At 69.7% G+C, this 14488-nt stretch carries 14 protein-coding genes; 10 read left to right on the top strand and 4 right to left on the bottom strand.

Annotated elements, in window-relative coordinates:
- Positions 1-10: 10 nt before the first annotated feature.
- The 4 genes from L324_RS21270 to L324_RS21255 all read left to right on the top strand — a co-directional run bounded on the left by L324_RS21270 (position 11) and on the right by L324_RS21255 (position 2501).
- The gene (locus L324_RS21270) at positions 11-1060 is read left to right on the top strand and encodes an alpha/beta hydrolase (protein WP_037311185.1); all 1050 of its coding nucleotides are present in this window, start codon (positions 11-13) and stop codon (positions 1058-1060) included.
- A 165-nt stretch (positions 1061-1225) separates the two neighbouring features.
- On the top strand, positions 1226-1561 hold the full coding sequence (locus L324_RS21265; RefSeq protein WP_037311182.1) for an ArsR/SmtB family transcription factor: 336 nt from the start codon (positions 1226-1228) through the stop codon (positions 1559-1561).
- Positions 1558-2064 carry an SRPBCC family protein gene (locus L324_RS21260; protein WP_081736417.1) on the top strand — a complete coding sequence of 169 codons (507 nt, stop codon included), beginning with the start codon at positions 1558-1560 and terminating at the stop codon, positions 2062-2064. Before L324_RS21265 ends, L324_RS21260 begins: the two co-directional genes overlap by 4 nt.
- The gene (locus L324_RS21255) at positions 2061-2501 is read left to right on the top strand and encodes a VOC family protein (RefSeq protein ID WP_037311176.1); all 441 of its coding nucleotides are present in this window, start codon (positions 2061-2063) and stop codon (positions 2499-2501) included. Before L324_RS21260 ends, L324_RS21255 begins: the two co-directional genes overlap by 4 nt.
- A gap of 40 nt (positions 2502-2541) precedes the next feature.
- Here L324_RS21255 and L324_RS21250 read toward each other — a convergent pair whose 3' ends face one another.
- Positions 2542-2928, bottom strand: coding sequence for a tautomerase family protein (locus L324_RS21250; RefSeq protein ID WP_037311173.1), 387 nt, complete (start codon positions 2926-2928; stop codon positions 2542-2544).
- A 69-nt stretch (positions 2929-2997) separates the two neighbouring features.
- On the opposite strand from L324_RS21250, the gene L324_RS21245 reads away from it, so the two are divergent.
- Positions 2998-3489: a MarR family transcriptional regulator gene (locus L324_RS21245; protein ID WP_051174015.1), complete on the top strand. Its 492-nt coding sequence runs from the start codon at positions 2998-3000 to the stop codon at positions 3487-3489.
- A gap of 26 nt (positions 3490-3515) precedes the next feature.
- Here L324_RS21245 and L324_RS21240 read toward each other — a convergent pair whose 3' ends face one another.
- Positions 3516-4955, bottom strand: coding sequence for an FAD-dependent monooxygenase (locus tag L324_RS21240; protein ID WP_037311171.1), 1440 nt, complete (start codon positions 4953-4955; stop codon positions 3516-3518).
- 115 nt (positions 4956-5070) lie between these two features.
- On the opposite strand from L324_RS21240, the gene L324_RS21235 reads away from it, so the two are divergent.
- Positions 5071-6036 carry an Lrp/AsnC family transcriptional regulator gene (locus tag L324_RS21235; RefSeq protein WP_037311168.1) on the top strand — a complete coding sequence of 322 codons (966 nt, stop codon included), beginning with the start codon at positions 5071-5073 and terminating at the stop codon, positions 6034-6036.
- A gap of 84 nt (positions 6037-6120) precedes the next feature.
- On the opposite strand, the gene L324_RS21230 is transcribed toward L324_RS21235, so the two are convergent.
- Positions 6121-7278 carry an oxygenase MpaB family protein gene (locus tag L324_RS21230; RefSeq protein WP_037311165.1) on the bottom strand — a complete coding sequence of 386 codons (1158 nt, stop codon included), beginning with the start codon at positions 7276-7278 and terminating at the stop codon, positions 6121-6123.
- A 184-nt stretch (positions 7279-7462) separates the two neighbouring features.
- On the opposite strand from L324_RS21230, the gene L324_RS21225 reads away from it, so the two are divergent.
- The gene (locus L324_RS21225) at positions 7463-8446 is read left to right on the top strand and encodes a phage baseplate protein (protein WP_037311162.1); all 984 of its coding nucleotides are present in this window, start codon (positions 7463-7465) and stop codon (positions 8444-8446) included.
- Positions 8447-8650: 204 nt separating this feature from the next.
- Here the strand turns inward: L324_RS21225 and L324_RS21220 are convergent, their stop codons facing one another.
- Positions 8651-11896 (bottom strand): ATP-binding protein, encoded by a 3246-nt coding sequence (locus L324_RS21220; protein ID WP_051174014.1) that lies wholly within the window; start codon positions 11894-11896, stop codon positions 8651-8653.
- Between the two features lie 137 nt (positions 11897-12033).
- On the opposite strand from L324_RS21220, the gene L324_RS21215 reads away from it, so the two are divergent.
- From L324_RS21215 to L324_RS21205, 3 genes are read left to right on the top strand one after another with little or no spacing between them, the layout of a single operon-like run.
- The gene (locus L324_RS21215; protein WP_037311160.1) at positions 12034-13263 is read left to right on the top strand and encodes a YhgE/Pip domain-containing protein; all 1230 of its coding nucleotides are present in this window, start codon (positions 12034-12036) and stop codon (positions 13261-13263) included.
- Positions 13260-13628, top strand: coding sequence for a hypothetical protein (locus tag L324_RS21210; protein WP_051174013.1), 369 nt, complete (start codon positions 13260-13262; stop codon positions 13626-13628). Before L324_RS21215 ends, L324_RS21210 begins: the two co-directional genes overlap by 4 nt.
- A gap of 8 nt (positions 13629-13636) precedes the next feature.
- Positions 13637-14488 carry an alpha/beta fold hydrolase gene (locus L324_RS21205; protein WP_081736416.1) on the top strand — a complete coding sequence of 284 codons (852 nt, stop codon included), beginning with the start codon at positions 13637-13639 and terminating at the stop codon, positions 14486-14488.

The following is a 14488-nucleotide window of genomic DNA, read 5'->3' as shown; positions in this document are numbered from 1 at the left end:
GGTTTGTTTCATGCCTTGGCGTCGCAGCAGAGTGAATCGCCGTGTCGGCGCGGTGTTGTTCGCGATCCTGCTGGCCGGGTCACTGCCGGCGCCCGCGCAGGCTCAGCCCGATACCGCGTCCTGCCAGGACGTGACCATCCCGGTGTGGCTGGACGGGCTGCTTCCCCAGCTCGTGCACGGGACGCTGTGCGAACCACCGCAAGGCGCGCGAACCGTCCAGGTGCTGGTTCCCGGCGCCACCTACAACAGCGTGTACTGGGACCCCGCACTCGCGCCGGAAACCCATTCTTTCCGGCTCGCGATGAACAAGGCCGGTTACGCCACCCTCGCCCTCGACCGGCTCGGTACCGGCGCCGGCTCCAAACCGCCCAGCGCACTGCTGACCGCGTTCACCGAAGCCGACGTGGTACACCAAGTGATCCAAGCGATCCGGGCCGGCGACGTCGGCCCGCGGTTCGACAAGGTGATTCTCGGCGGGCACTCGCTCGGCTCCGCCATCGCCGTGCTGGAAGCAGGCACCTATCACGACGTGGACGGCGTGCTGGTCACCGGACTGGCACACCACATCAATCCTCCCGGCGCGCTGATCATCCTCGGCTCGTTCATTCCCGTCGCGCTCGACCCGGCGCTGTCGCGGCTGGGGCTCGACCCGACCTACCTGACCACCCAGCCGGGCACCCGGTACACGGCATTCCACGCACCCGGACCCGACGTCCCCGAAATGACCGCCTACGACGAGGCAAGCAAGGACGTCGTCGCCCCCGGTGAACTGCTCGACGCCGCCGCCCTCGCCACCGTGCTCCCGTACACCTTGCGGATCACGGTGCCGGTGCTGGTCGTGCTCGGCGGCGGCGACAGCGGCCTGTGCGGCCCGCTCGCGACCGACTGCACCTCCTCGGACGGCCTGCTCCGGTCCGAGGCGCCGTACTACTCCGCGGCGGCGCGACTGCGGACCTACGTCCTGCCCGGCTACGGCCATTCGATCAACTACGCACCCAACGCGCCCGACTACCACCAAGCCGTCACACAGTGGGCCGACACCATGGGGCTGTCCGGGTGACTGCTGGTCGTGAGTGTTGAGTGTCGTTCTAACGACACTCAACACTCACGACCACCATGACGGTGCGGTTGCCGCAGCAGGTGTCCCCAGAGCGTTCGCGATCTTGACAACCCGACCTCCGGCGCATATAAAACCAGGAGGTTATCGAACCGGAGGGTTATCTACATGGTTGCAAGCGCCACGCTGGACGCGACGTTCGCGGCACTGGCCGACCCCACCCGGCGGGCCATCCTCGCCCGGCTCGCGACCGGTGATGCCACGGTCACCGAGCTGGCCGCGCCCTTCGCGATGAGCCAGCCGGCCGTCTCCAAACACCTGCGAGTGCTCGAACGAGCCGGCCTGATCAGTCGCGGCCGCGACGCGCAACGCCGGCCGTGCCACCTGGTGGCCGAGCCGCTCAAGACGGCCACGGACTGGCTGGCCGACTACCGCGACTACTGGGAAACGAGCTACCAGCGACTGGATGCCCTGCTGGACGATTTGCAGGACGGCGAAACGTGACATCTCCGCACCCCGGCTTGGGGCTGCGGGTCGTCGCGTCCGGGACCACCGACCTCGTTCTCACCCGTAGCTTCGCCGCTCCCGCGCCACTGGTCTTCGCCGCGCTCACCCGACCGGAACTGCTCCGCCGCTGGCACGGCGCCCGCGGCTGGCAGCTCACGGTCTGCGAGGTCGACCCGCGCCCCGGCGGTGCCTGGCGATTCGTCTCCGCCGGCCCGGCCGGCGCCGAGATGGAACTCCATGGGCTGTTCCGCGAGGTCGTGCCGCCGGTGCGCCTCGTACAGACCGAGATCCACCGCGACTGGCCCGAAGGCGAGGCACTGGTCACCACGGTGCTGGACGAGACAGACGGACGCACCGCCATGACCGTCACCGCGCGCTATTCCTCGTCCGAGATCCGCGACGCGGTCGTGCGCAGCCCGATGGAACGCGGCGCCGGCGAAGGATACGACCGCCTCGCCGCCCTGCTCGCCACCCTCATCCAAGAAAGGCGTCAACCATGACCGACACGCCCGCCCCCACCACCGAAGTCACCCAGGATTCCGGCAACCCGCCCGTACCGCCCGGCACGTTGTTGCTGGAGCTGGTGCCGGTGCCGGTCACCGATATCGAACGGGCCAAAGCCTTCTACCAGGACAAGATCGGGTTCCGCCTCGACGTCGACGTCAACCCGAAGCCCGGTGTCCGGATCGTCCAGCTCACCCCGCCCGGTTCGGCCTGTTCGATCACCCTCGCCGAAGGTCTCGCCACCCTCGACATGCCTCCGGGAACGCTGCGCGGTCTGCATCTGGTGGTCGCCGACATCGAGGCGTCCCGCGCCGAACTCGTCGAACGCGGCGTCGAGGTCAGCGAGGTCGAGGACCTCGGCGGAGTGTTCTACGCGTACTTCGCCGACCCCGACGGCAATACCTGGTGCCTGCAGCACATGCCCTGGCGTTGATCCCCGGGGACAGGGCGCACAGCGATTTCTCGCGGCCGGCCTACGACGTGATCACCACACCGCCGATGCCGCCACGACCGGCAGGGGAACCCACCAGTTCGACGCTCACCCCGGAACGGACGGATTCACCGAATACGGCGACGATCGCATCGGTCACTCCGGACACCAGCCGGGCCACGGTGTCCTCCGCGTCCGGCCGGCCGAACGCGGCCTCCTTGATACCGAACAGCACGCTCGGCGACGGCGCTTGCGCCGGTTTGCCGCCGATGCCCCATCGGCCCGCCGGCAAACCGATCAGGCGCACGTCCACGATGTCCCGCGCCCACTCCCCGTACACCGCGACGACCGCGTCGGTCAGTGCTTCGATCAACGCGGTCTCTCGGCCGACCAGGTCGTCTTCAAGGACGTGCACGGTCAGATGCGGCATGATGCCCCCAGTAATTACATTTGAAGTCAAACAACCTTTGTAAACAAAGGTAATAGGTGAGGTCGGTACATGTCAACGCCCGATGCCGCGGACGACGCCGTCCGGGAGCTGTTGCTGCTGATGCCGCGGCTGGTCGGCCGGGCCAAGCGGCTGCCGGTGCCCGAGCGGCTCCGGTCGTTCGACCTGGCCCCCAGGCATCTCTCGCTGCTGTCCCTGTTGCTGCTCGACGGTCCGCTGACCGTCTCCCAGCTGGCCGGGAAACTGGACGTCGCGCCGACCACCGTGAGCCTGATCGTGAGCGACCTGAGCCGCAAAGGGGTCCTGGAGCGGCGCGAGGACGAGGCCGACCGGCGCCGGCGCATCATCGACATCAGCCCCGACAGCCGCCCGGCCATCTCCGAGTGGCTCACACCTGGTGCACACGCATGGCGCCGAGCCCTGACGCCGTTGACACCCGCGCAACGGCGAACCTTCGTCGACACCCTGCTCGCCTACGAAAGCGCCTTCTCCGACGCGTCCGACCGAACCGCGGCAACCGGAGATCCCGCCGACGTCGACTAATGCCTCCACCCGCCACGTGACGACAATCAGCGCGGCTCGCCGAACCAGTGCCCGAGCGCCGGCTCGAGGGCGTCCGGATTTCCCGCCCAGCACACGTAGCCGTCCGGCCGGATGAGCATCGGCTCGGTACCGGCGCCCTGACCCGCGCGGTCCACCCGGTCCCCCCAGAGGGCGGCGACCTCGGCGAATCCGTCGGCCGGGTCGATCAGGACCCCGCGTCCGCGCCGCAGCAGCTCGTGCGACCGGACCGGACCAAGGTCCAGGTCGGGCGAGGGAAAGCCGACGAGCGGCTGCTCTTCGGTGCCCGGCATGGGGTAGCGGATACCCATCCCGGACAGTGTGTCGTCAAGGTGGTACTGCACGTCCCGCAGTCGCGCCAGGGCCGCGAACAGTTCTTTGACGGCCATCAGATCCGGGTCGCGGGTGCCTTCCTGGTCCAGCAGCAGGCTCTGTGCCTGGACGTTGCGCAGTACGGCGGCCGCGACCGGATGACGTTCGGCGTGGTAGGTGTCGAGCAGATGCCCCGGAGCCCAGCCGTGCACCGCGGCACCCAGTTTCCATCCGAGGTTGAGCGCGTCCTGGATCCCGGTGTTCATGCCCTGCGCGCCGATCGGGAGATGGACATGGGCGGCGTCACCGGCGAGGAACACCCGCCCGTGCCGATAGCGCGCGGCTTGCCGGGCCGCGTTGGTGATGCGGCGTGCGTAGCGGACTTCGAGCAGTTTCACCCGGGAGCCGAAGACGGCGCGCAGCCCCTCGCGGATCTCGTCCTCGGTGACCGGGGCTTCCCGGGGCAGTGACCGGCCCGGCCCGCCCAGCGAGAGCCGGCGCAGCGGCCTGCCCTGCGGATCGGTGCCGAGCGGGAACACCATCGCCCAGTGCCCGTCCTCGCTCCGAGCGTGTGTCATCGCTGGTTCGTCATCGCTCAACCGCACGTCGGCGGCGACGGTGGTCCGGGTGCCCGCTCTGCCGGGGAACTCGGCCCCCAGCAGTGACCGGACCGTGCTGTGGCCGCCGTCCGCGGCGACCAGGTAACGGGAGCGGACGACATCGCCGTCCGCGAAGGTCGCGGTGACCCCGTCCCCGTCCTGGGCGATGCCGGTCAGTTCGTGGTCGCGCCGCACCTGGATGCCTTGTGCCGCAAGGTGCCGCTCGAGGAACCCCTCGATCACCACCTGCGGGATGGAGCGCCACGGATGGCGGTGCCTCTCCCGGGTGAGCAGGAGCGTGATACCGGCGAAGTGTGCGGTGCCGACCGAGTGTTTTCCGAGAGCCAGCAACGGTTCCAGCAAGCCGCGTTGGTCGAACGCCTCCTGGGTGCGGGACTGCACGCCACCCGCCTTCGACAAGTTGCTGCGCTGCGGCAGCTTGTCGACCAGCACGGCCGACACCGCCGCCAGCCGCAGTTCGTTGGCCAGCGTCAGGCCGGTCGGGCCCGCGCCGACGATGAGCACATCGGTGTCCATCGGTTCTCCCCTGATTGTTTCGATCAAGACGAGGGCAACGCTCCGCCCGCCGACGCAGTCACGCCAGAAACAGGCTTGATCGTGTCGATATACGACACCAATTAGGCTTGACCCGGTGGAATCCGACTTCGACGAGCTGGATCGTCGTCTCGCGCATGCCTTGCAGATCAACGGCAGGGCTCCGTTCAGCACGATCGCCGAGGTTCTCGGCGTGTCGGATCGCACCATCGCCCGCCGCTACGCCCGGTTGCGGTCGGCCGGGGCGCTGCGGGTGCTCGGCGGGGTCGACCCGACCGCGCTGGGCGCGGTCCTGTGGTTCGTGCGGGTGCGCTGCGCGCCCACCGCGTCGGTCCAGGTCGCCGAGGCGCTGGCCCGGCGACCCGACACGTCCTGGGTGAGCCTCACTTCCGGCGGAACGGAGATCACGTGCACGGTCCGCACCGAAAGCGAGACCGACAGCGAGACGCTGCTGCTGGCCAAACTCCCGCGCACCCCACGTGTGGAGGGCGTGACCGCGCACTCCGTGCTGCACGCGTTCTACGGCGGTCCGGACAGCCTGGTCGCCAAGCTCGGGTCACTGGACGAGGAGACGATCGCGCGGCTGCGCCCTCTCCCGGTGCCACACCGCCCGGGACCGGTACGACTCGACGACGGCGACCGCAAACTCCTCGCCGCACTCGCCACCGACGGCAGGACCGAACTCGAGCGGCTGGCCGCGGTGACCGGCTGGTCGCCGACGACGGTCCGGCGCAGGATGACCGAACTTCGCGAACACGGGGTGCTGTACCTGGACATCGACGTCGACGGAAGCCTGTTCGGCCTCGGCCCCCGGACCCTGCTCTGGCTCTCGGTCGCGCCCAAGCATCTGGAAGAGGCCGGCACAGCGTTGGCCGGGCACCCCGAGATCGCGTTCGCCGCCGCCACCACCGGGCCGACGAACCTGTACGCGAGCGTGGTGTGCGCGAACCAACGGGAGCTGTACCGGTACCTGACCACCCGGGTGGCCACGCTGCCCGCCATCACCCATATCGAAACCGCGCCGGTGATCAAAACCGTCAAGCGGGCCGCGAACCACACGTAACGACACCATGCGCACGCGGCCATCGCGGGTCGACCCGGGACTACAGCATCGTGATTCTCCGTCGACGAGCCACGCGTGGCGTGGTCAGCTCCGCGGGGCTGACACGGGACAAACGCCCGCGGCGAGCCATTTCTCCCGGAGGTCCGCCGGGATGGTCAGCGCGGTGGATTGTCCATCGGTGAGCGTGCGGACGCTGCCACCGAGCAGGAGATCACCGGCCTTGTCGAGCACCGCCGTGGCCATCCGGCTGCGGTCTTCCGACCGTTCCAGTAGCCGCATGGCCCGCACGCCCGCGCCGACCGCGCGGCCCCAGCCGCGTGAGCGCGGCACCTCGAGCCAGTCGGCGACGTCCTCGGTGACGACTTGGCGGACCATCGCGGCGACCACGCCGTCGAAGGCTTTGCCGGGTACCATGTTTTCGTACAGGCGCAGGAGGTTACGGGTCAGTTCGATGCCTTCGGCGGAGGGACCGTAGCTCGCCTCGACGAGTCCGGCGTTCAGTTCTTGGGCCGCTCGCAGGGTTTCGGGCATCGCTTCGGCGGGGATGCCGAGCATCGCGCCCGTCACCCGCCAGACGTAGTAGTAGTCCTCGGCTTCGCGGTCGGTCACCGTGATGCCCATGCGGCGCATCCCGTCGATGACCTGAACCGAGAAGATCAGCAGCGCTCCGAGCATGTCCTGCTGGCACAACGGAACACCGTCCGCCTCGACATCCCAGTCACCGGATCGGGTGATGAAATACCGGACGGCCGCGTGGATCAGCCGGGTCTTCTGGATCGTGGGCACGAAGCCGCCGCCGGAGCCGAACGGGTCGGGGCCCATCAGGTTCAGCACGAACTGGGAGGTCTCCGACAGCCGGCGGTGCGGTTGATTGAGCCGGTGGGTCAGCGAAAGGACGCGGGACGGCCGCGGTTGCGCGTAGCAGTTCACCATCGCCCCGAACGACAGCACCGAAGCGACGTGCACACCGTCGTCGACGAAGAATTCGTACGCGCCCGCGACCCGCTCGAGATCCGCCCAATCCGGTGGCATGTCGGTCTCGATCAGGTACCGGCGCACCGATTCCGGAAGGTTCTCCGGAATGGGCTGGTCGTTTTCCCTGAACTGCGCCAGCACCTCGTTCACCGCGCTCGTCCGCTCGTCGGCCACCAACTCGGCGACGACGGCGTCGGCGAGCGGATCACCTTGGTACTTCAGTCTTTCCAGGGCGGAAAGCCCCGGCGGTTCGAGCGTTTCCGGCATCGGATCAGCCTCATCCATACCGGAACGCCGCGCTAGCGCCGTCCGGGGAAAGGTCGAACCCGATCTGATGGCGGCCCGCTCGCTGTCCGTGACACCGCGCGGCTCGTGGCCACTTTGTACGAATCTTGTACGCGCTTGAAGAATTTTCGATCGGACCGCGAAAAGTCGACGAAGGTGAGCGCTCATGTCCGAGCAGGTGTCCCGGGATCTCGTTTCTCGCCGTTCACTGCTGCGCTTGGGCGGTGGGCTCGCCGCGACGACGGCACTGCTCGGCACCGGCGCGGTGTTCGCCGGTCCGGCTTCCGCCGCGATTCCGGTGTCCAAACGTTTCGACCTCACCAAGCCGTCCTACGACGAGTTCCGCGGCAAGATCCTGCACGAGGCGCACCACGTAATGCAGGGTTTCGCCTTCGACAACCAGAACGTGCGCATCTTCATCGTGAACGCCCGCGATGGCGGGACCGGGGACGACCTGTGCGTCACCCAGGTCAACTTCTCCGGGGAGATCCAGGGCTCGATGCATCTCGGCAACGCCGGGCACGGGGTGTCGATCGGCGTCGAACCGGTGGGCACCGACTCCTACATCTGGATGGAATGCGACTCGGACGACCCCACGAGCGCCGGGCGCGGCACGGCGCTGGCCAGGTTCAAGTTCGTCAACGGTGGCACGCCGTCGGTGAAGAAGTTCCTCACCGGCAGCGACACGATCACCTGCGCCACCGACCCGATCACCAAGCGGATCGCGGTACGCCGCAAGGAGGGCGGCAAGATGTTCATCAGCGTCTACCCGCTCGCGTCCGCCGCCGCCGGCGACTTCAGCGCACCGCTGGCGCATTTCCCGCAGCCCGCACTGGCCGCCGAGCCGGTGACGTTCCAGGGATACACCATCCATGGCCAGTATCTGTACACATTGGACGGTAATGGCCATGCCGACCCCGCCGACATCGATTCCTACGTCACGTGTATCGACATGAACACCGGCAAGGTGAAGAGCCGCGCGCTGACCAAGGCCGGGGAGTCACTGGTGTTCCGCGAGCCGGAGGGACTCGGGATCTACCGGAGCCTCGCCGGGGAGACCCGGCTGTACATGGGTTTCGGGTCGCGCAGCAGCATGACCAACGTCAACCGCTACGCGAACCTGTTCTACAAGAACGTCCTCATCGACTGAGGCCCGGCTGGCGGAGGGGTCTCATGTAGACCCTGATACGGTTCCCCGGATCCCCGTTCTGAAGGGAACTTTCGAGACGTTCAACGTCCGAAAGGGAGCCTTCAGGACACCTCAGGGCACGGAAGGGTCGCGAGCTCCACGCTTGAGACGCTGATCGTCCCCAACGAGGCGCATGAGACATCCGCGCGCGGGACCGCACCTGGGTCAGCTCACGCCGAGATATCCGGCGAGGTCGGCGAGTACCTGCCCGGCCGGGACGAAGACGCAGGCACCCGGCCCGAGGATCTCCCCCGCCGACGGCAGCAGCGCCCGGTAGGCCATCTCGGCGACGTCCTTGTCGTCCGTGCGGATCGCGGTCAAGCCGACCAGCGCGATGTCGAGTTCGTAGGTGGCGTCCGGAAACGCGGGAAGGGCCGCCCGGAGGATTTCGCGCGCCCGGTCGAGGTCGCCCGCCAAGGCGAGGGTGAGCGCGAAGAGCTGGGGTGAGGCGGGCCATGCCGGATACCGGGCGGCGTATTCGGGCAGGAGTTCGGCCGCCTTTCCGGCACGGTAGGCCCGGCACCAGCGCACCGTCATGAACAGGAGGTCGGCTCGTTGAACGCCGGCGTCTTCCAGAGCCCGCGCGCCGGCCTGGTAGGCCTTCGTCACGTCCTCGTCGGGGGCGTCGGCCAGATCGAGCAGCATGGCGCGATGCCACCGCACCCTGGCGATGCTCGCGGGATGCGGGAATCGGCGAAGCTGGCTGTCCAAAGTGGAGAGTGCGCACTCGGCTTCGCTCAGGTCCCCGCGTTGCTCGGCGGCGTAGAGCTGCCACAGCAGGCCCAGGCGTTCGGAAACCACGAGTCCGTGCGCTTGGGCCAGTGCGACCAGTTCGGCCGCCAGCCGGGTCCGCCGGGCCAGGCCACCCGGGGTGGCGTAGGCCTGGGTATGGGCGGCGATCAGCACTTCCGCCCTGGTTCCGGCGGAGAGGTCGATCCGCCGCGCGATCGCCTCGGCTTCGTCGGCGGCCGCGCGGCCCCGGTCGCGTTCGCGGTCGTCGGGGTGGCCGTAGAGCTCGATGGCCAGTTTGGTCAGCAACAGGGCGCGAAGCTCGCTGTCCTCGTCGCTCAACTCGCTCAAGTTCCGCGCCAGCAGGGCGACCACGCGATCCAGGTGACCGGCCTGTTCGGGGGCCACGCGTCGTTCGGCGAGCACCGGGTTGCCGGGGTCGAGGGACATGACGACATGGGCGGTCAAGGCGGGGTCGGCCAGCTCCGACAGCGGGGCCAGCGCTTCGGCGCGCAGGACGCGCATGGCGGCCTTGTCGCTGAGGAAAGCGTGTGCCTGCAGTAATTCCCCGACGATGGTCAGTCGGTCGCGAGGGGTGCTGCCGAACCGGTCGGCGACGGCCAGCGCGGCGGTGCGCAGCCGTACGGCTTCGTGGTAGGCGAACCGGCCTGCCGCCTGGTCCGCGGCCATCCGGGCATAGCGGATGGCGGACGTCGCCGTCCGCGCGCTCGGTGCTTGCAGATGATGTCTGGCGAGCGCCGGGACGTTGTTCGGCTGGAGCCGTTCGAGGGTGGCCGCGGCGCGGCGATGCCACAGTGTCCGTCGTGGCGTGGAGATCTCGGCGTAGACGGCCTCGTGCATCAAGGCATGGGTGAACCGCAGGGTGCCTTCGGTGGTCCCGTCGTCGAGGATTCCTGTCGCCAGCCCGGTTTCGACGCGTTCGAGCACCGCGTCGTAATCCGGCTCCTGCCCCTGGTCTTCGTCCATCGCCGCGAGCAGGTCGAGGTCGAACTCGTCACCGAGCACCGCGGCCTTGCGCAGCAGGACGCGCACCTCCTCCGGCAGTCCGGCGAGCCGCTGGACGAGCACGTCACGGACTCCGGCGGGGAGGCTGCGCAACGCCGCGTCCGGCCCGTGCGCGGCGATGTGCCTGGCCAGTTCGCGGGCCAGGAAGGGATTACCCGAGGTACGACGGGCGATCTGCTCGGCGAGCACGTCGTCCACCAGGTGGGTACCGGCGGCCCGTGCCAGGGAGCCGATGGCCTGCGCGTCCAGACCGCCGAGCTGGATCCGTTCGGGACGGCGACCGGCCAGGTCGGCGAGGCCGGCGGCCAGCAGCGGATGGTGCGGGGCGGGGCGGAAGGTGCCGATCAGGAGTACCGGATGGTCGGCGAGCAGGCGCGCGACCTCGACCAGCGGCGTGAGGGTGTCGGCGTCCGCGAGGTGCAGGTCCTCGAGCACGATCAGCAGTGGCCGGTCGCCCGCGACGGCCGCCAGATAGCCGGCGAGCAGGCGACAGAACCGGAACCGGTTCGCGGTCGCGGTGTCCACGCTCGTCGTCCCCATGGGGCGGGAGGCCGCGGCGAACAGTTCCTCCAGTTCCGGCGGCGGTCGCCGGTGGACGGTAAGCAGGTCGACGACCTCCAGCCACGGCCAGCCTCCGGGGGCGCCCGCCACCTCGGGACACCGGGCTGTCGCGGTCGACCAGCCTTCGTCGCGCAGCCGGGCGAGCAGGTGCCGGGCCAGTGCGGTCTTGCCGATGCCCGCGGGTCCCTCCAGCAGCGCGATCCGCCCGGTCCCGGCCTTGGCGGCGGAGGCCAGCCGGACCAGAGTGTCCACTTCGGACGTTCTCCCCAGGAGTGGTTCGTGCGTGGTGGTCTCGGCCACCGGGGCAGGCACGCTCACCGGTGACGACGGCACAGGCGCGGGCACCTGGGCGTGGACCTCGGCTTCCAGCGTGCGCAAGGGCAGACCGGGGTCGATGCCGAGTTCGTTCCGCAGGGTCGTCCGCACTTCGCGCAACGCGGCCAGTGCCTCGCCTTGGCGTCCGGCGCGGTAGAGGGCCAGCGCGTGCAAGCGCCTGCCTTCTTCGCGCAGCGGGTGTTCGCCTGCCAAGGCCTGCAGATCCGGCAGGGCTTCGGCAGCCCGGCCGAGGCCAAGCAGGGCGGTGGCGAGGCCTTCGCGCGCGGTGACCCGCAGTTCGGCGAGCCGGGTGATCTCCACGCGCGCCCACTCGGCGTCGGCGAACTCGGCGTAGGGGCCGCCCCGCCACAGTCGCAGGCCCTGCTGGAAGAGGGGCAGGGCCTCGGCAGGACGGCCGCGGCCGAGCAACTCGGTGGCCTGGTCGGTGAACGCCTCGAAATGCCAGGAATCGGCGGCGTTGGCCTCGGCGCGCACCGCGTAGCCGGGTGCGACGGTGACCAGCACGCGGGCCGGGGTGCGTCGTGGCCGGTCCGGTTCCAGCACCTGCCTGAGGTGGAACACGATGGTGCGCACGGTCGCGATCGCGTGCCGGGGCGGATCGTCGCCCCAGATGTCGGTGATCAGCCGGTCGATGGCGACGACCTGGCCCCGCGCGAGCAGCAGGCGGGCGAGGATCTCGCGGTGCCGGGCGCCGCCGAGGTGCACCGGGCCGCTGGGGAGGCGGGCCTCCAGCGGGCCCAGCACGAGGAAGTTGACCATGTCTCGCGGAGCATACGGTCGGTGCTCGGCCGTCCGGGATAAACACCCGATAAACGACGGCGAACAATTCGTTCTTCATCGGTCTCGGTGAGGGTTCGGGTCACGACAGCCGCCCCTCACCCCGAAGGAAGACCGACATGCGCGCCATCTCACTTCTGCGCAGTCCCAAGATCTGGGCGTTCACCCTGATCGGCGCGGTGCTCGCCCTCGTACTGACCGCGGGCTATCTCGGCGGTTCACTGGACACCGGCGTGCCCGGCCAGCGGGTGCCCATCGCCTGGGCGAACGCGGATCGCGGCGACGGCGGCCACGATTTCGGCGCCGCCCTGACCGAGCAGGTGCGCACCGGCGGCCAGGCAGGCGCCGCACACTGGCTCCCGGTCGAAGACGAAGCCGCGGCACGACGGCTGCTCACCGGAGGCACCGCCTACGCGGCCGTCCTCATCCCGCCGGATTTCTCCGCCAGGATCGCCGCCTTGGGCGATTCCCCGGGCACCCCGTCCCCGGTGCGGGTGACGGTGCTGACCAACCCCATCGCCGGCCCGGCGGCCAGCGGTACCGCGACCGGCACGGCACAGGCCGTGCTCGCGGGGATGTCGGAGACCCTCGGCGGGAAACTGCCGGTGGCGGATCCCCTCAAGGTCACCCTGGTCCCGGTCGGACCGGTCCCGCCGCACAGCGCGGGCGGGATGGCGGCCTTCTACTACACCCTCGTGCTGATCCTGACCGGTTTCCTGCTGGCACAGGTCCTGCATTCCGCCGTCGACGGCGTACTCGGATTCGCGCCGAGGGAGTTCCTGCACAAGCGGGCCACCCATCCGCCGTTCCCCATCAACCGGGTGCAGACGCTGCTGGCCAAGGCGGCGCTCATGATCGGCTGCTCGATCGTGGCCGCCACCGTGATCGAGACCGTCGCCGTCTTCGCCCTGGGCATGCCTGCCGAGCATCCCGTCGGCCTGTGGCTGTTCTCGATGCTCGCGGTCGCCACCGCCGGTGTGCTGCCCCTGGTGCTGCTCGCGGTGTTCGGCTCCCCCGGCGCGTTGCTGGCCACGGTGATCCTGGTGGTGCTCGGGGTGCCGTCCTCGGGCGGCGCCTTCCCGCCCGAACTCCAGCCGCCCCTGTTCCGGCGGCTGGGCGACGTGCTGCCGATGCGCCACACCACCGACGCCACCCGCGACCTGATCTTCCCCGTCACCGCCGACCTGACCGGCAGCGTCCTGGTGGTCGCCGCCTGGCTGGTGGTCAGCCTCGCGGCCGGGCTCTCCGTCACCGCCTTCTACGACCGCACCGGCCGCCATCGGACCAGCGTCCAGGAACGCGGCCGCCTCCTTCCCGTTCCGGCTCCCGAAGGGCAGTACCGGTCATGACCTCCTCACTCGACCTCAACAGCACTTGGGGCGCGATCACCGAAACCGGGCCGTGGCAAGTGCCGCCGCTCATCAACGCCACCTCCACGATGGGGTCGATCACGCTCGACTTCACCGCCGCGCACTGTCCGCACGACGAGGTCGAGGTGCACGTCAACTGCCAGGCGGGCCGCATCGTCCTGGTGGTCCCCGACGGATGGACGGTGCTCACCTCCGAGGTCTCCGCGAGCGGCGCGGGGATCCGGACCACCCTCGGCAGCCCGCCCCGGCCGGGAAAGCCCCGGCTGCGGATCACCGGCCAGGTCACCTGGGGCCGGCTCGAAATCACCGACCGCGCCGATCACCAGTCCCGAACGAAGAAATGAGAACCACGATGAGCACGACACACCGCAAACTCCTGCTGAAGGCCGGTTTGCTGGCCACCGCCGTCACGGTGGCCCTGAGCGGGACCACCAGCGCGGGCGCCGACTCCGCACCGGAGGTGACCAGAGCGGTCAAACCCGCGATCCTGTTGGTGCACGGTGCTTTCGCCGACGCCTCCAGCTGGGACGGGGTGGCGACCCGGCTGCGCCAGGACGGCTACCAGGTGACCATGGCCGCGGTCGGACTGCGCGGCCTCACCGACGATGTCGCCTACGTCCACGGCGTGCTGGAATCCCTGCCCCGCAAGACGGTCGTCGTCGGCCATTCCTACGGCGGCGCGGTCATCTCCGGCGCCGCGACCGGCTCCACCAAAGCGGCCGCGCTGGTCTACGTCGCCGCGTTCGCCCCGGACGCCGGGGAAACCGTCCAGGAACTGGATCAGCGTTTCGGCGGACCGACCGGGAAGATCACCACCACCCGGCCCTACCCGCTGCCCACCGGGATGCCCGGCCTGCCGGGAGGGATCCCGCCGGTGGAGCTGACCATCGACCCGGCGAAGTTCCGCCACTACTTCGCCCAGGACGTGCCGGAGCAGCAGGCCGCGAACATGGCCGACGGGCAGCGCCCGCTCGCACTGGCCGCGCTCCTGCAGCCCGCCGGTCCGCCGGCGTGGAAGTCGCTGCCCAGCTGGTACCTGCTCACCCGCGAGGACCGCATCATCCCGCCGTCGGGCCAGCGGCAGATGGCCGAGCGGATGCACGCCCGCGTCGTCGAACGCTGGGCGAGCCACGCCGTCACCGTTTCCCAGCCGGGCACGACCGCCGAGGTCGTCGAAGCCGCCGCGCGCCAGATCCACCCCTGA

Source organism: Amycolatopsis orientalis DSM 40040 = KCTC 9412, assembly GCF_000478275.1.
Taxonomy (GTDB): Bacteria; Actinomycetota; Actinomycetes; order Mycobacteriales; family Pseudonocardiaceae; genus Amycolatopsis; species Amycolatopsis orientalis.
Note: the sequence above shows the minus strand (reverse complement) of the source record. Positions and strands in the feature narration are given on the sequence as shown.